This window comes from Spongiibacter sp. C9W (assembly GCF_057370015.1).
This window is the reverse complement of sequence record NZ_CM170672.1, coordinates 3,142,810-3,163,325: the sequence shown is the minus strand read 5'-3', so window position 1 is coordinate 3,163,325 and position 20,516 is coordinate 3,142,810. Positions and strand designations below refer to the sequence as shown.

Here is a 20,516-nt window from a genome sequence, read left to right as displayed (position 1 = left end):
AACCCTTAGGGCATTAATCAAGCAGGTGTCGCGGGATTGCCACGTCCATCGACAGCAGCATTTGCGCCAGCGCTTTGCCCTGCGAATCCACCCGCAGCGAGGCACTGCCGCCTCCGCCCAACGCGTCGCGCAACAAAAAGTTAAAGGCGTGGAAACCCGGCACATCAAAGCGGTGTACATCGCCATCTAGCAGATGCTCGAAGTACTCCGCCACGGCGCTCTCCGACAGGGCTTGGGCGATGTACGGCAAATAACACTCGCGGCGCGCAATCACACCGATATTCGCGTTATTACCCTTGTCGCCGCTGCGCGCATAGGCCAGTTGCTCGAGCGGCACGCGGCAGTCGACACCCTCGCTGACAGCCAGTGATGAGTAACGGCTACCGACCGCGGGGCTGGAACCTGGCGTTGGGTAGCTGCGCTCACTCAAGCGCTGATCGCCCATTTGTACGGTGACGGGAACACGGTCTTTGGCGAGTAGCGACGAGTGAATGCGAATCAATGGACCGGGCTTGGCTCGGCCAGCACCAAAGCCACTCATGCCCGGTGCCGCCGAGGTCGCGAGATAGGCGAACTCGTTGGCGGCGAAGGTAAGCGCCTCGCGGCTGTTGTGGTGCAAACCGTATTTGGCCATGACCTCCCTGCTAGCCGTATCGCGTGCGTGACGACCATATGTGTCCTCGGCACCGATGACTTCGATGCTAACATCGCGAAAGTCTTCCCAAGCGCGCTCTTTAAAAACACCACGGCAGCGTTGCAACCAAGCGTTAAGGCTACAGCGCGCTTTTTCGGCAGCGCGCAGCCCGCCGATAAAGGCACTGCCCATCAAGCGATAACCGTCTACCCAGGTTGCGCAGACCTTGTAGCTATCGCCGGGCGCACGGCCCTTGGCATTGCTCACCCTAAGCCGGTTTTCGCCGACCTCGTCCAAGCGCACATCACTAAAATCACAGGCAACATCCGGCAACAGGTAGTTTGCCGGATCACCAATTTCATAGAGGATCTGCTCAGCGACAGTGGCGCGGTTGACCAAACCGCCAGTCGCCGGTGGAATGGTCACAATGAAATCACCCTCTGCCGCAACCTCAGCAATGGGATAGCTCATCGTGGAAAAGTCCGGCACTTGATGCCAGTCGGTAAAGTTACCGCCGGTACACTGGGCGCCGCACTCCAGTACGTGCCCGGCCAAGGCCGCCTGCGCCAAGCGGTCGTAGTCCTGCCAGCTCCAGCCGAATTCGTGCATCAGTGGCGCAATTACTACCGCACTGTCGACCACGCGCCCGGTCACTACGATATCGGCGCCGGCGGCCAGCGCCTCGGCAATGGGCTGAGCCCCGAGGTAAGCATTCATACTGGCAAGCTTGTCGGGCAGCGGTGCGCCGCTCTGCATGTCGCTCAGGCCCTCGCGGGCAAATTCTTCCCTGCGTGACAGTAAGTCATCGCCATACACACCGGCAATATTGAGCTGTAGGCCCTGCTCCTGGGCTAAGGACTGTAGGGCGGCAATGCAGCCGGGCACATTTACGCCGCCGGCATTGGCAATAATCTTAATCCCTTTGGCAGCGCAGTCTGCCATCACATCGCGCATGGCAACGGTGACAAAGTCCACGGCAAAACCCAGCCGTTCATCCCGGGCTCGGGCTTTGGCAAGTATCCCCATGGTCACTTCGGCCAGGTAGTCGAAAACCAGGTAGTCCAGCTCGCCTTTGTCTACCAACTGCCGCGCCGCAAGCTGGCTGTCGCCGTAAAACGCCGAGGCACAGCCAATACGTACTGACGAACGACTCATAGCGCCTCCTCATTCAGCTCGACAAGCAATTGCCGCGACTTCACTTGATCGCCCGCTTGGCAGTGAATTGCCGCTACCGTGCCGTCCATGTCTGCCTTTAGCGGGTGCTCCATTTTCATCGCCTCCAACACGACCAGGGTTTGCCCGCGGCTGACGCGCTCACCCTCTGCAACAACAACGTCCACAATGGCGCCGTCCATAGACGCTTTCAGCAAGCCGCTGCCAGCAGCCGCATCCGCTTTGGCGGCAGCGTGGCTGGTATCGTCGAAAATGAAGTGGCCGCTGCCGTCATCCAGGAACAGCTGCTTGCCATGGCGCGCAAAGTGGATGCGCCGCCGCACGCCATCCTCTTCAATAACGCAGGATTGGGCATCGCTAGCTGCCACCTGCAGGGTATGGCGCTGACCGGCAATACTGAATTCGCGTTGCCTACCCATCGCAACCAGTTCGATGCGGTATTCCTGCCCTTCCCAAGCAAGTGTGAAAACGCAGCTTGCCGGGGCGCTGCGCCGCCAGGCAGGCGCTGTTTTGGCCGCTGCGGCATTACATTCATATAGCACCGCCGCCGCCCTTGCCAGGCTGGCAGTGCCAGGCTCAGGCGGAGGTGTGCACTGCTCACCATGCTCGGCGATAAAGGCTGTGGTGGCATCACCGGCAATAAAACTCGGATGGCGCAGCACCGCCTGCAAAAACTGCAGGTTGTTATTGATGCCCAGCAATACCGTATCTTGCAACATCGACGCCAAACGCCGCAGTGCCTCTTCACGGCTCGGCGCCCAGCAAATCAGCTTGGCCAGCATGGGGTCATAACGGGCGCCGATAAGCTGCCCTTCGCTAATCCCACTATCCAGTCGCAGCCCCGGCCCCTGCGGCACTTGCCAGCGGGCAATGCGGCCGGTTTGCGGCATAAACTGCTGACGCGGCTCCTCGGCATACAGGCGCACTTCAACCGCGTGACCATTGAGGCGGAGCTGGGATTGCGCCATCGGCAGTGGCTCGCCACTGGCAATACGCAGCTGCCATTCCACCAAGTCAACACCGGTAACCATTTCCGTCACCGGGTGCTCAACCTGCAGGCGCGTGTTCATTTCTAAAAAATAGAAACTGCCCTGAGCATCGACCAAAAACTCGACCGTACCCGCACCGCGGTAATTGCAGGCCTTGGCCGCCGCAACGGCGGCATCGCCCATGCGCTGGCGCAAAGCGTCATCGACAAAGGGCGATGGCGCTTCCTCAACCACCTTTTGATGGCGGCGCTGAACCGAGCAGTCGCGCTCGGCTAAATGAATGGCATTGCCCTGGCTGTCAGCGAAAACCTGTATCTCGACATGGCGCGGCTGCTGTACCGCCTTCTCCAGAATCAGCTCGTCACTGCCGAAGGCTGACAAAGCCTCCGATCGGGCGCTGCGCAGTTGCTCCGGCAAATCAGCCGCATGATCAACCAGCCGCATACCGCGTCCGCCGCCGCCCGCCGAGGCCTTGACCATAATTGGAAAACCAATGCGCTCTGCTTCGGCCACCAAGCGCTCATCGCTCTGATCGTCGCCTTCATACCCAGGCACACAGGGCACGCCAGCGGCTATCATTGCCAACTTCGACAAGCGTTTGCTGCCCATCAATTCAATCGCGTCGCTGGACGGACCGATAAAAGTGATACCCGCCGCCTGACACGCGCGGGCAAAGTCAGCATTTTCTGAGAGAAAACCGTAGCCTGGGTGAATCGCATCTGCTGCCGTTTTTGTCGCGGCGTCAATAATGGCGTCCACGCGCAAATACGACTCCGACACAGCCGCCGGACCGATATTCACGGCCTCATCAGCAAGCTGAACATGGGGGGCATTGTCGTCGGCATCGCTAAATACGGCGACGGTGCGATAGCCCATTTGTTTAGCGCTGCGTATTACCCTCACGGCAATTTCGCCGCGGTTGGCGATCAGTATTTTGTGCAATGCGGTCATGCTGTTCCCCGTTCCGAATACCAGCTGGGTTTGCGCTTTTCGATAAATGCCTGCGTCCCCTCTTTGCCCTCTGGCCCATTCAGGCATTGGGCAAAAAGATCTGAGGCGTGGTCTAAAAGCGGTTCAAGTGCGGTAGTGCCGACATCAAGAAGTAGCGACTTGGTAAGCGCAGTTGCTGCCGGTGCACAGCGCCGCAACGCAGAGAGTTGGTTGTTTAACTGCGCGTCAACGTCGTCGTTGCTGTCCGCACAGAAATGCACCAGGCCGAGGCGCTGCGCTTCAGCGCCGTCGATGCGCTGCCCGGTTAATGCCAAGCGCCTGGCCTGCGTCAGCCCCACCCGCATCACCACAAAAGGCGCAATCTGCGCGGGCACAATGCCCAGGCCAGTTTCCGGCATGGCAAATTTGGCATCGGCTTTGGCAATCGCAATATCCGAGACACAGGCCAGACCAAAGCCGCCGCCTAACACCGCGCCCTCCAAGATCGTGATAACGACCTGGGGAGCCTTATTTACCTCGGTGATAAGGTGACCGAAGCTACGGTTAAACTGCCAGGCTGCCTTATCCGGGGACAAGGGTTTGCCCGCTTCGTCTACCGCGCCGTCGTGCATGCCGGCAATATCGCCGCCCGCACAAAAATTCCCCTCTGCGCCGCGCAACACCACGGCGCGCACGCTACGGTGGTCGGCGATGGCGGCGAATACTGCGCGCATTTCGTCGACAAGCCTTTTGTTCATGGCGTTGCGCTTATGGGGCCGGTTGAGGGTGATTGACAATACGCCGCCGTCGAGCGACAGCAGCAATTCTTTACATTCGGGTAACATGCTGCCTCCTACAAACGGCCAATGCCGAAGGTGTTGGCCGTGATCTGACGGGCATCGGCGTCGCGGCAGATATCGAGTACAAAACCCAGCACACTGCGTGTATCGCGAGGGTCGATAATTCCGTCATCCCACATGCGTGCGGTATTGGCCAGGGCGTGCGACTTCGCCGCCATGGTATCCACGGTGTCTTTCTCCAGCGCATCGAGCATCTCTTCACTCACCTGCCCGGCGCGGCGCATTTTCGCCTCCGCAACCTGACGCATCACGCTGCCCGCCTGGGCCGGCCCCATTACCGAAACCACGCTGCGTGGCCATGCGAACATAAAGCGCGGCTCCATACCGCGGCCGCACATCGCGTAGTTACCCGCGCCGTAGGAGCCGCCGACAACAATACTGATTTTGGGCACAGACGCATTGGTGACCGCCTGAATCAATTTCGAGCCATGCTTGATGATCCCGCCCTGTTCCGCTTCGGTGCCGACAATAAAGCCGGTGGTGTTATGGAGAAAAACAATCGGTGTTTGGGACTGCTCGCAAAGCTGAATAAATTGCCCGGCCTTCGCCGCCCCCTTGGCAGTAATCGGGCCGTTATTGCCAATCACTGCACAGGCAATACCTTGAATCGCCATATGACCGCAGACCGTGCCAACATCGAAAGCACTTTTGAATTCCAGGAAGTCTGAATCGTCGGCAATGCGCGCAATAATTTCCCGCACGTCGTAGGGCGTTTTGGGGTCTTCGGGCACAATACCGAGCAGTTCCTCGGCATCAAAATGCGGCTCGGCATAGGCCGCTTCCGCACTGGCCTGCAAACGCTTGTCCCAGTCGAGCTTGCCCGCAACTTCCCGGGCAATGCGAATACCATCGGCGTCGTTTTCGGCGAGATAGTCCGCGGTACCGGCGACTTCCGCGTGCATCTCCGCGCCGCCAATCTCTTCGTCGCTGGCCTCTTCGCCGGTTGCCGCTTTAAGCAGTGCTGGGCCGGCGAGATATACGGTGGACTGACGACGTATCATAATGACGTAGTCGGACAAGCCGGGTTGATAGGCACCTCCAGCGGTTGCACTGCCGTGCACCACGGTAATTTGCGGAATGCCCATCGCCGACAGTTTTGCCTGCACGGCAAAGCCAGCACCGGACGGCCCGAAAAAGTCACCGAGCAGCTTTAGGTTACCGCCGCCACTTTGCGCCAGGGTGAGCACCGGAAGCTTGTTTTCGATCGCGATACGCATCATCCGCTGACGCTTGGCACTGCCCAGTGGCGTAATGCTGCCGCCCTTAGTGAGATAATCATCGACCATAATCATGCAGCGAACGCCCGCCACATAACCGATACCGGTAATGCAGCTTCCGCCGGCGGCACTGCCATCGCGATCCTCTTCCTGCATATAGCCGCAGAGGGTCGACAGTTCGAGAAAGGGGGTACCCACATCAAGCAGGGCACTTAAACGCTCGCGCGGCGGCATAAGGCCGCGCTCGCGATAACGCGGTACTTTTTTCTCGGCCGCGGCAATCACTCGCTGTTCGATGTCTCGAAACTCATCAACGGCCGCACCCATCACCCTGGCATTGCGCTGAAAAGCATCGGCCTGTCGATCGATGTAAGACTCTAATATCGCCATAAACTCGTCCTTTTAGCCCCCTACTTTCTGCGGCCCGGATGGGTACCCATCAATTTACAGATAATGCCCAGCATCACCTCGTCTGCGCCGCCACCAATGGAGGTGAGCCGCGTATCGCGGTAGGCGCGAGAGATGGGGTTGTCCCACATAAAGCCCATGCCGCCCCAATACTGTAAGCAGGCATCGGTCACTTCTCTGGCGAGGCGGCCCGCTTTGAGCTTGGCCATTGACGCCTTCATGGTCACGTCACTTCCGTGGATATATTCCTCTACCGCGCTATAGGTCAGCGCGCGCAGCGCTTCAACTTCGGACTGCAACTCTGCCATGCGAAAGTGAACCACTTGATTATTCAGCAGTGGCTCACCAAATATTTCGCGCTCGCGGGCATAGTCAATGGTTTGGTTGATGCAGGCTTCCATGGCCTTGAGTTGCCCCGCGGCGGCATACAGGCGTTCTTCCTGGAATTGCAACATCTGGTAGATAAAGCCCTGCCCCTCTTCACCTATGCGATTGCGCTGGGGTACGCGAACATCGTCAAAGAACACCTGCGCGGTATCGGATGAGCGCATGCCCAGCTTGTTCAAGCGCTCCGAAAAGGACACGCCCGGCGTGTTAGTCGGCACGACTATCAGCGATTTATTGCTGTGCGCCTTACCCTCGCTGGTATTGGCCAGCAGACAGAGGAAATCCGCCTGAGTGGAATTGGTGATCCACATTTTGCTGCCATTGATAATGTAGTCGTCGCCGTCTTTGCGGGCGGTGGTTTTAATCGCCGCCACATCGGAACCGGCATGGGGTTCACTCACCGCAATGGAGAACACCGCGTCCCCGCTTATCGCAGGCGTGAGAAATTCGCGACGCAATTCATCGCTGCCGAACTTTGCCAGCGCCGGCGTTGCCATATCAGTTTGTACGCCGATGCCCATCGATACACCGCCGGTCGTAATCCTGCCCAGCTCCTCTGAAAATACCGTTTGGTAGCTGTAATCCAGACCGAGGCCGCCGTATTCCACCGGCTTCGAAATGCCCAGCAGGCCCAGGTCGCCCATTTTTTTAAACAATTCATGGGCGGGGAAAATCCCCTCCGCTTCCCAGGCATCGGCATGGGGGTTTATCTCTTTGTCGACAAACTGCGCCACGGTATCGCGCAACTTTTGATGCTCTTCTGTCAAAATCATAAAACGCTCCAACTACGCAAAATTATTTAAAAACAACCTTCAAAGGGATAGGGCGTGGGGACGAAACTGTTTGGCCCAGAGCCCATCGGCTCGGCGCGTTGAAACGCCGGGCGCGCCATCAGGCGCTCTAGGTAAGCCTTAACCTGGGGCTCGTAGAACGTATCCAGCCCCAGCCCCTTGCCCAAATACAGCGCGTAGCCAACCGCGATATCGGCAATGGTGAAGCGGTCGTCGCACAGGTATTCACGGTCGAGCAAATGGCTATTCACGCGCTTTAGTCGCGCCAGATACCACTTACTGTAGTCTTCAACCGCCTGGGGCAGGCGGCGCTCCGGCGGTTCCAGCTGCGAATACCGCAGGACAATGGTCTGCGGGAAGGTCAGGGTCGCATCACTGTGAAACAGCCAGTTCAGGTAATCGCCATAGCCGGGGTCGCTAACGCGCAGACCGAAATCAAAGCGCTGGTATTGTTCAACGAGATAGAGACAAATACCGGAGGACTCGGTCATCTCCACGTCGCCGTCTCGGAAAAAAGGCACCGTCCCCAGGGGGTTAGTCTCAAGGTACTCGCGCTGGAACATGCGCGGCGGAAAGGCCAGGTTTACCAGCTCGTAGTCGATACCCATTTCTTCCATCGCCCACAATGGCCGCAATGAACGGGACGGGTAACAGTGCCACAGCGTGGGTTTTTCACTGCTCATAACAACTCCTTACAAACGGTATTGGCGCGACGCCAGCTCACGCATGATTTCTTCGGAACCGCCGCCGATCGCGTTCACTCTCACTTCACGGTAAAAGCGTTCAACGCGGTTGCCGCGCAAGTAGCAGGCACCGCCTAAAATTTGGCTGGCTTCACGGGCGCAAAACTCCATGGTCTCGCTGGCTTGGACCTTGGCCATTGCCAGGTCACCCGGGTCGCAGCGCCCTTCTATATAGGCTTGGGTTAAATAATTGAGGTAGCACTGGGTCGCATTGATGCGCTGCTTCATCGCAGCAATCTTGTGGCGAATCACTTGGTGGTCGGCCAGGCGTTTGCCGAAGGTCTTGCGATTGCGCGCCCACTCCACGGCATCTTCCAGGCAGGCGCGAGCGGCCGCTTCCATGGTGACAATCAGGCTTAGTCGCTCTGGATTGAAGTTACTCATGATGACGAGAAAGCCGTGCCCTTCTTCTCCGATCAAATACTCGGCGGGCACGCGAACATCGTCAAAATAAATGGTGCCGGTATCGGCACACCACCACCCCTGCTTGCGGTCCAGGGGGGTGCGCGAAACCCCGGGCAGGTCGGTGGGAATCAGCAGCATCGAAACACCGCCAGCGCCTTCGCCACCCGTACGTACAGCGGTACTCACCCAATCCGCTCCCATGACTCCGGAGATAAAGGTTTTACTGCCATTCACAATATAGTGGTCGCCATCGCGCTTGGCCGTCGTTTGGATGTTGGCAACATCCGAGCCACCGGAAGGCTCGGTAATTCCCAGTGAAATTCGCTTTTCACCGGCTAACACGCGCGGTGCAACCATTTCTTTCAGCGCATCACTGCCGCAGTTCGTCACGGGTGGTAAGCCAATGCCGTGCACCAGCAAATTACTGATCAAGCCCCCGGCGCTGCCCGCTCGGGTGATCTCTTCGTTGGCAATATTGATATGCCATTGGTCAATACCCTCGGAAATGCCGCCATAGGCCTCGGGGTAGCCGAGCTGGAGCAAACCGATATCCGCCGCTTTGGCCCACAATTCATCGGGAATCTTTCCCGCCTCTTCCCAGTCGTCGAGAAACGGGCTGATTTCAGCGTCGACAAATTTACGCAGTTGCACTCGCCATGCTTCGTGCTCGGCATTGAGGTAGGGGTTGTGTAGACGGGCGCCGTCAAAATCCAGTGACATGCGAACTCCTGAGTTAGTCATTATTAGCCTACTCAGTCTATAAGCTCTGTTGGGGCGCGCTTAGGATTTGGTGCCAGACTAGGAGATATTTGGTGCCAGAAGGCGTTATTTACGGCGATGTTCTCGCGGCGACTTGCCGAACCACGCTTTGAAGGCGCTGGAAAAACTGCCGTGGTCGGCATAGCCCAGCAGCAGCGCGATGTCGGTAATACTCAAGCGCTCATCACTGAGATACTGCAACGCCAATTCACTGCGCAGCTCTTGCAGCACTTGACCAAACTGGGTCCCGCTGTCGGCCAGTCGCCGCTGCAAAGTGCGCCGGGATATATTCTGCGCGGCGGCTGTTTTATCGATAGTCACCCCACCCGCTGGCAGCATTTTTATCAAGGTGTTGCGCAGCGAGCGCAATACCGGATCAGGCTCACCTTCGCCGAATAAATGCTGGGTAGATTGCCGGATCGACATACTCCATTCCGAGTCCAACTGAACAAGGCGATAGTCGAGGCTCGCCGCATCGAAATACAGAGAACTACGCGGCTGGGAAAAATGCAGGTCGCAGCCAAAAATGCTTTCCAGCAAGTCGGTATTAGCGGGCTTTGGGTAACTAAAGTGGGCGCGCAACACAGGAATTGGCCGCACACACAGCGAGCGCACAATAGCTGCAGAGGTGGTCAGCAAACAGTCACTTTGATACCGCCAGCGAGCCGATGCCTCCCACAGGGGCAACCAATCCAAACGCAGGCGTTCATCTTCGCGGCGAATGCGAACCTCGCCGATATCACCGGCAAAATGCAGCACGCTGGGCATCAGGTTCAAGTAGTCGCGGAAGGTTTCGCACACGCCACAGGTGTAGAGCTGCATATTCAGACGGCTGATATAGTCCACACGGCCGGTGTAGAGGCCAATATCTTCGCCGCAGTGCTGAGCGGCAAGCTCATACAAGCGATGCATCGCCGACACAGGGTGTCGAGCCTCGGCGTCACTGAGGGCTTCCGGCAGGATACCGACCGATCTCAGCAGCGCTTCACTTTCGCCACCCAGTGCGGCAATCGCCTGGGCAATACTGCGAATACTGGTGCTGTTAACGGTCCAATTGGGGTCGATCGTATTCATCGCCACGTCTTCAAATACATGCTCGCAAAGTGTACGTGAATGCCGACGATGACGGTACCAGCCAGACTCACGGCGGGGCAGCTGCGAGGTCGCGCTTCAGGTGGCGGCTGCTCAGATAAAAGTGCAGCGCCGATAAACTCACCATTAATGGCACCAGTGCCAGCATGGCATAGCGCAGCGACTCATCGCCAAATTGCGGTGCCAATAGGTCACTGAGCAGCCCGACAGACCAGGGCCCTGCACCCAAGCCCACCAAATTGAAGATAAAAAACAGGATGGCCGAGGCCATCGCCCGCATACGCAAGCCTACAAGTGAATGGCTAACCGCGAGCGTATTTCCTAAAAACACATTGGACTGTATGGCGGGAATAATCATTAACAACAGCGAGGCATAGACATTGTCGACCAAGTAAACCCCGGCGGCAAAAGGCAGTGAAATCACACCGGCCAACGCCGGCAACAACACGTACCAACGCGTGTCTTTAGCGGCGAGTTTATCGGCCAGCAAACCGCCACCGAAAACCCCGACCGCACCACCAATACCAATAATGAGCGCCAGCCACGTACCCAGCTCCCCGGTGCTCATGCCGTAACTGCGAATAATGAAAGATGCCGACCAATTGGCGACCGAATAACCGGCAAAGGCGCTCAAGGCACCCGCCCAGGCCATATGCCGAAAACTGCGCCGCGACCACAGCAGCGCCACCACTTCTTTAACGGCAACGGGTTCGGGGTTGTCATCGCGATTCTCAGACAAACCGCGACGCGGTTCGCGCAGGGTGTAGCGCACCACCAGTGCCAGCAGAACACCCGGCACGCCCACGACGAAAAATGCTACCCGCCAGCCAAAAAATTCATTCAGCCAGCCGCCCATTAAAAAACCGAACAGGATGCCAATGCTGACGCCCGTGGAATAGAAACCCAGCGCCGAAGCGCGGCGCTCGGCCGGGAACATATCCGAAATCATCGAATGCGATGGCGGACTGCCACCGGCTTCGCCGACGCCAACACCAATTCGCGCCAGTAACAACTGCAGGTAATTCTGGACTAAGCCACTGATGGCCGTCATAAAGCTCCAGATAAACACCGCCAGGGCGACAATGTTTCTGCGGTTTCCCGCATCGGCCCAGCGGGCAATAGGAATGCCTGCGGTGACATAGAACAGCGCAAAGGCAAAGCCCGTTAACAGCCCCAGCTGGGTATCACTCAGCAGTAATTCAGCCTTGATCGACTCCTGCAAAATCGCCAGCAGCTGGCGATCAATAAAGTTGAAGCTATAAACAATGGTTAAAATAAATAGGGCGTAATAGGCGCGCCCATCGCTGCGATAGTGCTGAGAGTTCATGCCGCCATCCTTATTATTTTTTGAGGCTGGTATGAGTATTTATTTGTCTTCTGTACAGGCAATAAGACGCGAATCCATAAGCGCGGCTGTGCGGTGCTCGGTGATTGCCTGATAGTCCGGATTGCGCAGCATCGTTACAAAGTGCTCAATGCTGGGATAACGCACTAGCATTACCTTGTGCCAGTCCTCACCGGGTGGCGCAATGAGCGGCGCATGGGCCGCCGCCAACCACTGGGCTTGTCCGTCAACGGCGCTGAGAAATGGCACCACTAATTCGCTGTAGCGTTGATAAGCCTCTCGGCCGGTAAGTCCTCGGTTGCCATCGGCATACTGCGCGCGATCGTGAAAACGCAGTAAATTAAGCATAACAATCGGCTCGTCACTGGGGATTCGCGCCAGCAGCTCACCTAATTCAGCCGCCCGAGGATCAATACTGTAACGATTATCTGACATTGGCCTGTCCCCACTGCGTCTCAAATATCTGGAAAGCTTGGTTGCCGCGCTGCTGCGCCTGCAGGTATTCCTCGGCTAAGCGATCTACAAGCTGGGCAACACCGGGGCAATTATCAATGCTGCCCGCCCCTTGCCCGGCGGACCAAATGGCCTTCCACGCTCCGCTGGCTTTTTCTGCACGCTGCTGGTCGCCATCCACCGTCAACTCAGCCCCGAAGTCGATGTCTTTTTTGAAGGCCAGGTTATCGGGGTCCAGCCCGGCTGCGACGATACTGGGGCGCATAAAGTTCGCGTTCACACCGGAAATATTCGGCGTATACACAATATCTTCTGCACGGCAGTCCATCACCATTTGCTTGTAATCACTGTCGACCTGACACTCCTGTGTGCAAATAAAACGGGTGCCCATATAAGCGAGATCCGCGCCCATCATCTGAGCCGCCGCGATATCCGAGCCCGACGACATAGCGCCCGCAAGCAATAGCGTTTTATCGAAGAACTGGCGGATTTCAGCCACCAGCGCAAACGGACTCGTACTGCCCGCGTGGCCGCCGGCTCCTGCCGCAACGGCGATCAAGCCGTCGACACCAGCTGCCGCCGCTTTTCGAGCATGACGAGCGTTAATCACATCGTGAAACACTAGACCACCATAGCTGTGAACCGCGTCAATCACTTGCGCGGCGGCCCCCAGTGACGTAATGACAATCGGCACCTGGTACTTCACGCAAAGCGCCAAATCAGCCTCCAGCCGCGGATTACTGCCGTGCACAATTAGATTCACTGCAAAGGGCGCCGCCTCGCGCCCCGAGCTGCGCTCGAAATCGGCAAGAGCTGACTGAATTTCTTTAAGCCAAGCCTCGAAGCCTTCGCTGCTGCGTTGGTTCAGCGCCGGGAATGAGCCCACAACCCCGGCCTTACAGGTTTCGATCACCAGCTCGGGGCCCGAAGCGAGAAACATCGGCGCCGCCACAACGGGCAAGCGCAGGCGGGATGCCAAAGAATCAGGCAGGGACATATCAACCTCGTTTGTTATTGCTTTTAGCAGAATCGATCAAGCTAGCGCAGCGGGCGCAGGAATACCAGCGGGAACGAAGCCGGAAAATTCAAGGAGCAAGGCAATGACGACGAGATAGTGACGAAGAGCTAGTGACAGGGGCAAATAACGTTTAATTAATCACAATAAAGAAGTAACAGCGGGGCATTGCCAGGCGAGCTGGCACACCCCGAATTTAAGCAAAACGCTTACACGCCAATGCTGGCGAGCTTAACCATAATATCTTTTAGTAAGCCTGAGATCGTTGGGTGGTCAACCTCAAAGCTCGACACCATTTCATCAAGGCGCTCTTGCAAGCCAGTGTCTTCCAGCACTAACTCAGGGCCGCTGCCCAGCTCGCGGTCGATATCTTCAACCAGCGCGTGCAATTTAGCCCGTTCGCCGCTCTCTACCGGTAAATCATCAATCTCACTTTGCAGGCGGTTAAGCTGCTCGTGAACATGTTTTGGGTCCATGACCGTACTCCTGTATTTCAGGCTTACAGCATAGCAAGAGCCGAACGTCACGCCTAGCTAGTGGTAACAGCTGCGCAGTAGCCGACGACTCTCCCGCTGACAGTGAGCCAGCTCATCCATACGCCCCCCTTCACGGTAAAAGCGTTCAAGCATTTGTAGAGAGATCTCAACATTTTTGTACAGCGGTAGACGCCGCCCTAAACCGTTGCGCAAGGCTTGCAGCAGACGATGATGGACCGCAAGTAAACAGTGTTGCTGCAGCGAGGGATCGCCACAGCGAGCAAAACACTCCGACAGGTAATGGCCCGACAGCATATGCCGATCGACGTCCTCAAGCGCCAACTCGCGCTCGCCCGACAACATCAATTCACTCAGCTCAAAACAGCACCCCAAATACCGCAGCGCCGGTACCCAGTCTCGCTGCGCGTAGGCCTCTCTGCCGGCTTCCATCCACTCTTCCCAACGCTGGCTGGCCACCGCCTCGCTGCGCTGCAACTGCTGGCGGTGGCTCTCACATAGAAATCGTATGCTCATCATTATCTCCTGGACTAAAGCAAATCTGGCAATACCCACAAACGATAATGATTATCATTTGTAAATTCAAGTCCAAAAATACAAACCGCGGCCTGCCGCGTTTTTCCAGCGCATTGCCCATCAACCGAAGAACAGTAATGCTGTGCATAAATTTCGCCGCTAAGGCCAACAATAATAGGAACTTCAGATGTCTCTCGACGCACTATTTTCTCTTTCAGGACAAGTGGCCATTGTGACTGGCGCAGGCCGGGGTATTGGCCGCGGCATTGCCGAACACTTTGCACAGGCCGGGGCGACCGTTATTTGCGCTGCGCGCACACTGGAGGATTTGGAAAAGACCGTGGCAAGCTGCAAAGCCGCTGGCGGCAACGCCCTTGCTGAGGTATGCGATGTTGCGCAGGAAGAGCAATTACAAGCGCTTGTAAACACCGCCGTTAATGAATTTGGCCGCCTGGATATCGTTGTGAACAATGCCGGCGGCGCCTGGCCGAACGACCCGCTGAAAACCGACGCCAAAACCTTTAATCGTGATTTCGACTTCAACGTCACCAGTGCATTTAACCTCTGCCGGCTCGCCCAGCCCGCGCTTGAAACAAGCCGCGGCAATATCATCAATATCACGTCGGCTTCGGCACGCTACGCCCAAAAGGGCTTTAGCAGCTACGGCACAGCAAAAGCGGCATTGACGCAACTCACGCGCTTATTGGCTGCCGATTTCGCGCCGAAAATCAGGGTAAACGGCATTTCCCCCGGCACCATAATGACCGACGCGCTGAAACAATTTCTCGACGAGAATACCCGCGAAAAAATGTCGGCGCTGACGCCAATGCAGTGCCTGGGCGAGCCTCGGGATATTGCTGCCGCTGCCGTTTACCTGGCGTCGCCAGCGGCACGCTGGGTAACAGGAAAGATCATTGAAGTTGACGGTGGCGCGGAATCGACCACCTGGCCTTTTTAGCAGCCACTGATCCAATATTCACTAGAATACGTAGGGGCTTCCCCCACTTGATGGCGGGGAGCACATCGTGTCTATAATCAGCGTTTAATTCTATTCACAACGAGGTTTTCATGGATCCACAAGCATTATTGGAACAGTACGGCCCCGAGGCAATCGATATGGGCATTCGCGCGGCGGGCGCGCTGGCGATTGTATTGGTCGGCTACTGGATGGCGAAACTGTTCTCTGGCTTCACACGATCCGGATTAGAGAAGCGCAATTTCGACCCAACCTTGAATGCCTTCATCAGCAAATTAGTATTTTTTATCATCTTTGCTGTCGCCCTGATTCCCGCTCTGGCGCACGCTGGCATACAAACCGCATCGGTGATCGCCGCTCTGGGTGCCGCCGGCTTGGCCGTTGGCTTAGCCCTGCAGGGCTCGCTGGCAAACTTTGCCGCGGGGGTGTTATTAATCGCTTTCCGCCCCTGCCGGGTGGGCGACTGGGTAGACGCCGGTGGCTGCTCTGGCACTGTGGAAGACATAAGCTTGTTTTCGACGATTTTGGTGACCGGTGATTTTAAGCGCATCGTAATCCCCAACTCTCAGGTCATGTCCGGTGCAATCACCAACTACAGTGTGAAGCCCCGTCGCCGTGTCGATCTGCTGGTAGGTATTTCCTATGACGCCGACATTAAGCTCGCTAAGGAAACGCTCGAACGACTGGTCAACGCCGATGAGCGCATACTGAAAGACCCCGCTCCGCGCATCGCGGTTGCTGCCCTTGGGGCGTCTTCCGTTGACCTGATCTGTCGCCCTTGGGTAAAAACCGAGGACTACTGGCCAACATACTGGGACCTCACCGAAAAAATTAAACTCGCTTTCGACGAAGCCGGTATCGGTATTCCCTACCCGCAAATGGATGTTCACTTTCACAAGGAAGACTGAGGCAAACGGTAGGAATACCAGAGAAAGGGCAGCATTAGCTGCCCTTTTTAGTTGACCTGAACGCAGGTCTGATTACCATGCACACGCTAAATTCCCGCACGGTAGACACAAGGAAAATCGATGAGAGTTCCCGTAAGCATAGTATTGAGCCTTCTCTGCGCAAATGCTGCCCAGGCAGATGAAACGCCAACATGGGAGGGGGATGTTGAGTTTGGTTACTATCAAACCGATGGCAACAGCAACGAAACCAGCCTGCTGGCCAAAGGCACAGCCAGCCGCAAAAGCGGCCTGTGGACCAATGTGGTAAAAGCCAACGCCCAAAACAGCGAAGTAGAAGGTGTACGTTCGGAAGAGCAGTACTTTATCTCCGACCGCCTGTCTTACGATATCAGTGACTTCAATTACAGCTTTGGTTACGTGTCGGTCGACAAAGATCGCTTTAGCGGCTACGTGTATCAAGCCACTGTCGCCGGTGGCTACGGTCGCCGTCTGTTGAAAAATGACCGCGTGGTCTGGGACGCTGAAGTCGGCCCGGGTTTCCGTATTAGCGAATTCGACACCGGCAGTGCCGAGGGCGACGGTAAAACGGAAGAAGCCATCTTGCGCCTGTCTACCGACCTGAAAGCCAAAGTGTCCGAAACCGCGACATTCGAGCAAAGCCTGTCAGTAGAAAGCGGCGACAAAAACACGGTGAGCAAATCCGTTACCGCGTTGAAGACCAAGATTATCGGCGGCTTCGGTTTAAAAATCAGCTACACCATGGAATACAACGAAGTCGTGCCCAACAGCAACGTGCACATGGACAAGCAAACGGCAGTGACCCTGGTCTACAGCTTCTAAAAACCTCTGCGGGGCAATTATTGCCCCGCGCTCTCCGCCTGCGCCTCAGCGCGCAGGCCCTCGCGATCAAGCACTCGCAGCTTACCGTAAGACAGGGCAATCAATCCGGCTTTTTCCAGGCGCTTCAATTCTCGGCTCACCGCCTGACGAGACACCGCCAGCATTTTCGCTAAGTCTTCCTGAGGCAGGTGCATATTGATATCGTCCCCCTCCTCGCTGCCGTAGTACTGCTGCAGGTCCAACAGTCGCTGCGCCAACCGGGACGACAGAGAGTACAGCGCCGCAGACTCGACATAGGACAGAGCAAGGCGCAATTTTCGGCACAACATTAGAAGAAAATAACGGTACAACCTCGGCTGGGCGTCCAGCAGCGTATCGAGCTGATGCCTGGCTACCACCAGCACCTGCGTATCGCCCAGGGCATAGGCATCCTGGCTGCGCGGCTCGCCATCAAATAACGATACTTCGCCAATCCAATCGCCGCGCTCCGCCAACATCACCAGCAATTCTCGGCCATCGGGGCTGCTATTACTCAGGCGGATTCGCCCTTCCAGAACGCCGTACATCGCCTCGCCGGCTTCGCCCTGCTCGTACAGAAACTCGCCATCCTTCAGCCGCCGGATCTTGCACTGCGACAGCAGGATTTCCACCAACTCCGCAGGCAAGCCGACCATTATCGGGTTACCCCGCAGAATATCGCGCTTGTCGACCACCCTTCCTCCACTACACTCAAGCTAATGAGAATAATTGGCCAATTGTCAATTTCGTGACAGTTGCCATGCCACCTCGTCGGGCAAACTGAGACTGAATCATAATAGTAAACAGGAGCTCAACCATGACAGCAGAGATTAAATCACAGGTGTCCGCCGAAGAGTGGCAATTGCGTGTCGACCTTGCCGCCGCCTACCGTCTGGTCGCATTATTCGGTTGGGACGATCTGGTTTTCACCCATATTTCCGCCCGCGTGCCGGGTGCCGACAACCACTTTTTGATCAACCCCTACGGCATGATGTTCGAGGAGGTCACCGCGTCCTCGTTGGTGAAAGTCGACCAGAATGGCGAGAAAGTCATGGAGTCGCCCTATCCCGTCAATCCCGCTGGCTTCACCATTCACAGCGCCGTTCACGCCGCCCGCGACGACGCCCACTGCGTGATGCATACCCACTCCATCAACGGCGTCGCCGTCTCTGCCCAAGCTGAAGGTGTGCTGCCCATTTCCCAGCAAGCAACCCTGGTACTGGCATCATTGGGCTACCACGACTACGAGGGTATCGCCTTAAACGAAGAAGAAAAGCCGCGCCTTGTCGCGGACCTCTCCGACAACACCTTTTTAATGCTGCGCAATCACGGGCTACTCACCGTGGGCATGACACCCGCCGATGCGTTTTTAGCCATGTACATCTTCGAAGCAACTTGTATGATCCAGGTACGCGCCCTGGCTGGCAGCCGCGAGCTAACGCCGGTGCAGCCAGAGATTGTCGATGGCGTTAAAGAAGCCGCGCGCATCGTTACCAAAGGCCTGTTCGGCGACCTGGCTTGGCCGGGATTGCTGCGCCGCTTGAATCGCCAAAACCCCGGCTATGACGCCTGAGGAGGACCGCATGGAAAACACCAGTGAAAAACGCCATTTCAGCAGCTTTGCAGAGTTCTATCCCTACTACTTGGCGGAGCATGAGAATCGCACTTGCCGACGCCTGCACTTGATCGGCAGCCTGTTAGTACTGGCACTGCTGGCATTTAGCGTGAGCACCGCGCAATATGCCTTGCTGTGGCTGCTGCCTGTTGTCGGCTACGGCTTTGCCTGGGTGGGGCATTTCTTCTTTGAAAAAAACAAACCGGCCACCTTTCAGCACCCGCTGTATAGCTTTATTGGCGACTGGGTCATGGCAAAAGACCTGTTAACCGGCAAGCTGGCGCTTTAAGCAAGGGAGGCCGCCATGACGCTACTTCAGTTAGAAGCCATCCTCTACTACTGTTGCTTGATAAATGGCGGCCTACTACTGATTAGCAGTGCCGTGGCACTGCAATGTCCCACCGCGATTTTGCGCCTGCAAAGTCGCGTATTGAACATCCCTGCTGCGCGCTTGCAACTGCTGTACGCACAGGGGTTAATGCTATTTAAAGTGTTCTATATCTTTTTTAATCTAAGCCCCTGGCTCGCCCTTATGCTAATGCGTTAGCGCTTCCACACTCGACATTCCTTCACACATTTCTGCTACAGTGCGGCGTTAAATTTTCCAGCGCCTGGTGCGCTGAACGTTGAGTAACACGCAATGAGCAGAATTATTATCCTTGCATCCCCGGGCAGCGGCCACGGGAAAACCCTTGTCACCGCAGGGCTAGCCAAAGCACTTGGCGGCGGTAACCGGCGTATCCGCGTCTATAAAATGGGGCCAGACTACCTGGACCCGCAATTTATCGAGGCCGCCACCGGACTTGAAGTGCGCCAGCTGGACTACTGGATGCTCGGCGAAAGAGAGATTGCCGCAGAACTTTGCCGCGCTCAAAATGAAGTGGACGACATAATTATCGAAGGCGTAATGGGGCTGTTTGATGGTGAACACAGCGTCGCACGCTTGGCGCGGGATTACCGAATTCCGGTGTGTATCGTCGCCGATGCCAGCGCCATGGCGCAGACCTTTGGCGCCCTGATGTATGGTCTGGCAAATTACGATCCTGATGTAAACGTTGCGGCGGTAATCGCCAACAAAGTAGGCAGCGACCGCCACGCCTCACTTCTGGCAGAAAGCGTACGCCCGCCGCTGACGATGCTCGGCAGTATCAAACGCGACAAAGCGCTGGCCGTCCACGAGCGCCATCTGGGCATCGGCGCGGAAGATCGCAGCGCTGCTCAACATGCCGCCGCAGCAATGGCGGAGCAGTTGACGGAGATCGCACAATCGCTGCCCTGGGGAAAACTGCGCATTGAAGAAGACAGCCTGACTCAACCGGAGGTTCAGCACGAGGGCCCGCGACTGCAAGGTATGCGCATCGCGGTGGCCAAAGACGCGGTATTTAGCTTTATCTACCACGCCAACATGGATTTTTTGCAGCGCGAGGGCGCCACGGTTCACTATTTTTCGCCCCTCTCAGATACCCAGTTACCCGACTGCGACGCCCTCTACCTGCCCGGCGGCTACCCCGAGCTACACTTGGAGACCCTAGCCAACAACCACGCAATGATCAGTGCCATTCGCCAGCACATTGAGGCTGACAAACCCTGTATGGCCGAGTGCGGCGGCATGCTCTATTTGCTCGAGAGTCTCAGCCACGACGAGCGCTGCGCGCCACTGTGCGGGATATTTCCACTGCGCGCCAAGGTGAATGAACGGTTGGCTGGTTTAGGCTATCAGTCTCTGCCCGGCACCCGTTTGCGCGGCCACAGCTTTCATTACGCCAGTATTGTCGACGAGCCCAGCAATGCCGACGAGCTGCCGCGCAGCGCCTACTCAGACGGTCGCAAAGGCGAATTGATCTTGCGTGAAAAACGCACTATCGCCAGTTTTGTACACTGGTATTTTTCCTCCGAGCCACAAAAAATTTGTGACTGGTTATCCGGTAAGCCCGAGCTCTGACCGCAC

Annotated in this window: 21 protein-coding genes; 7 read left to right on the top strand and 14 right to left on the bottom strand. The window is 56.8% G+C overall.

From position 1 onward, the window contains the following. Positions 1–13: 13 nt before the first annotated feature. The 13 genes from AC2Q8J_RS15020 to AC2Q8J_RS14960 form a co-directional block, all read right to left on the bottom strand. Positions 14–1,789, bottom strand: coding sequence for an acyclic terpene utilization AtuA family protein (locus tag AC2Q8J_RS15020; RefSeq protein ID WP_486451676.1), 1,776 nt, complete (start codon positions 1,787–1,789; stop codon positions 14–16). Further along, on the bottom strand, positions 1,786–3,747 hold the full coding sequence (locus AC2Q8J_RS15015) for an acetyl/propionyl/methylcrotonyl-CoA carboxylase subunit alpha (RefSeq protein WP_486451675.1): 1,962 nt from the start codon (positions 3,745–3,747) through the stop codon (positions 1,786–1,788). Before AC2Q8J_RS15015 ends, AC2Q8J_RS15020 begins: the two co-directional genes overlap by 4 nt. Beyond that, complete coding sequence (locus AC2Q8J_RS15010; protein WP_286837220.1) at positions 3,744–4,571, bottom strand: enoyl-CoA hydratase/isomerase family protein; 828 nt, start codon at positions 4,569–4,571, stop codon at positions 3,744–3,746. Before AC2Q8J_RS15010 ends, AC2Q8J_RS15015 begins: the two co-directional genes overlap by 4 nt. 8 nt (positions 4,572–4,579) lie before the next feature. Beyond that, the gene (locus AC2Q8J_RS15005; RefSeq protein ID WP_486451674.1) at positions 4,580–6,193 is read right to left on the bottom strand and encodes an acyl-CoA carboxylase subunit beta; all 1,614 of its coding nucleotides are present in this window, start codon (positions 6,191–6,193) and stop codon (positions 4,580–4,582) included. A 20-nt stretch (positions 6,194–6,213) separates the two neighbouring features. Further along, positions 6,214–7,371: an acyl-CoA dehydrogenase family protein gene (locus AC2Q8J_RS15000; protein WP_486451673.1), complete on the bottom strand. Its 1,158-nt coding sequence runs from the start codon at positions 7,369–7,371 to the stop codon at positions 6,214–6,216. A gap of 26 nt (positions 7,372–7,397) precedes the next feature. Further along, positions 7,398–8,072 (bottom strand): glutathione S-transferase family protein, encoded by a 675-nt coding sequence (locus AC2Q8J_RS14995; protein ID WP_486451672.1) that lies wholly within the window; start codon positions 8,070–8,072, stop codon positions 7,398–7,400. 9 nt (positions 8,073–8,081) lie between these two features. Next, positions 8,082–9,257: an acyl-CoA dehydrogenase family protein gene (locus tag AC2Q8J_RS14990; protein ID WP_204996721.1), complete on the bottom strand. Its 1,176-nt coding sequence runs from the start codon at positions 9,255–9,257 to the stop codon at positions 8,082–8,084. A gap of 105 nt (positions 9,258–9,362) precedes the next feature. Next, positions 9,363–10,370, bottom strand: a complete 1,008-nt coding sequence (locus AC2Q8J_RS14985) for an AraC family transcriptional regulator (protein ID WP_486451671.1) — start codon at positions 10,368–10,370, stop codon at positions 9,363–9,365. A 67-nt stretch (positions 10,371–10,437) separates the two neighbouring features. After that, complete coding sequence (locus AC2Q8J_RS14980; protein WP_286696101.1) at positions 10,438–11,715, bottom strand: spinster family MFS transporter; 1,278 nt, start codon at positions 11,713–11,715, stop codon at positions 10,438–10,440. 39 nt (positions 11,716–11,754) lie between these two features. Continuing rightward, positions 11,755–12,168: a DUF1330 domain-containing protein gene (locus AC2Q8J_RS14975; RefSeq protein ID WP_486451670.1), complete on the bottom strand. Its 414-nt coding sequence runs from the start codon at positions 12,166–12,168 to the stop codon at positions 11,755–11,757. After that, positions 12,158–13,183 carry an NAD(P)H-dependent flavin oxidoreductase gene (locus tag AC2Q8J_RS14970; RefSeq protein WP_486451669.1) on the bottom strand — a complete coding sequence of 342 codons (1,026 nt, stop codon included), beginning with the start codon at positions 13,181–13,183 and terminating at the stop codon, positions 12,158–12,160. Before AC2Q8J_RS14970 ends, AC2Q8J_RS14975 begins: the two co-directional genes overlap by 11 nt. 227 nt (positions 13,184–13,410) lie before the next feature. Beyond that, positions 13,411–13,677 (bottom strand): DUF4404 family protein, encoded by a 267-nt coding sequence (locus AC2Q8J_RS14965; protein ID WP_027874305.1) that lies wholly within the window; start codon positions 13,675–13,677, stop codon positions 13,411–13,413. A 57-nt stretch (positions 13,678–13,734) separates the two neighbouring features. Further along, on the bottom strand, positions 13,735–14,211 hold the full coding sequence (locus tag AC2Q8J_RS14960) for a hypothetical protein (protein ID WP_204996716.1): 477 nt from the start codon (positions 14,209–14,211) through the stop codon (positions 13,735–13,737). A gap of 187 nt (positions 14,212–14,398) precedes the next feature. Here AC2Q8J_RS14960 and AC2Q8J_RS14955 point away from each other — a divergent pair, with 187 nt between their 5' ends. The 3 genes from AC2Q8J_RS14955 to AC2Q8J_RS14945 all read left to right on the top strand — a co-directional run bounded on the left by AC2Q8J_RS14955 (position 14,399) and on the right by AC2Q8J_RS14945 (position 16,935). Beyond that, positions 14,399–15,169 (top strand): glucose 1-dehydrogenase, encoded by a 771-nt coding sequence (locus AC2Q8J_RS14955; RefSeq protein WP_486451668.1) that lies wholly within the window; start codon positions 14,399–14,401, stop codon positions 15,167–15,169. A 110-nt stretch (positions 15,170–15,279) separates the two neighbouring features. Then, positions 15,280–16,095, top strand: coding sequence for a mechanosensitive ion channel family protein (locus AC2Q8J_RS14950; RefSeq protein ID WP_424144540.1), 816 nt, complete (start codon positions 15,280–15,282; stop codon positions 16,093–16,095). Between the two features lie 120 nt (positions 16,096–16,215). Next, complete coding sequence (locus AC2Q8J_RS14945; RefSeq protein WP_204996713.1) at positions 16,216–16,935, top strand: DUF481 domain-containing protein; 720 nt, start codon at positions 16,216–16,218, stop codon at positions 16,933–16,935. Between the two features lie 17 nt (positions 16,936–16,952). Here AC2Q8J_RS14945 and AC2Q8J_RS14940 read toward each other — a convergent pair whose 3' ends face one another. Further along, entirely contained in the window at positions 16,953–17,648 is a 696-nt protein-coding gene (locus AC2Q8J_RS14940) for a Crp/Fnr family transcriptional regulator (protein WP_051171211.1), read from the bottom strand. A gap of 122 nt (positions 17,649–17,770) precedes the next feature. On the opposite strand from AC2Q8J_RS14940, the gene AC2Q8J_RS14935 reads away from it, so the two are divergent. From AC2Q8J_RS14935 to AC2Q8J_RS14920, 4 genes are all read left to right on the top strand, one after another. Then, positions 17,771–18,526 carry a class II aldolase/adducin family protein gene (locus tag AC2Q8J_RS14935; protein ID WP_204996712.1) on the top strand — a complete coding sequence of 252 codons (756 nt, stop codon included), beginning with the start codon at positions 17,771–17,773 and terminating at the stop codon, positions 18,524–18,526. A 10-nt stretch (positions 18,527–18,536) separates the two neighbouring features. Beyond that, complete coding sequence (locus AC2Q8J_RS14930; protein WP_027874298.1) at positions 18,537–18,857, top strand: Mpo1-like protein; 321 nt, start codon at positions 18,537–18,539, stop codon at positions 18,855–18,857. A gap of 15 nt (positions 18,858–18,872) precedes the next feature. Then, positions 18,873–19,115 (top strand): DUF6868 family protein, encoded by a 243-nt coding sequence (locus tag AC2Q8J_RS14925; protein ID WP_027874297.1) that lies wholly within the window; start codon positions 18,873–18,875, stop codon positions 19,113–19,115. A 93-nt stretch (positions 19,116–19,208) separates the two neighbouring features. Then, positions 19,209–20,510 carry a cobyrinic acid a,c-diamide synthase CobB gene (locus AC2Q8J_RS14920; RefSeq protein WP_286837201.1) on the top strand — a complete coding sequence of 434 codons (1,302 nt, stop codon included), beginning with the start codon at positions 19,209–19,211 and terminating at the stop codon, positions 20,508–20,510. Positions 20,511–20,516: the final 6 nt, after the last annotated feature.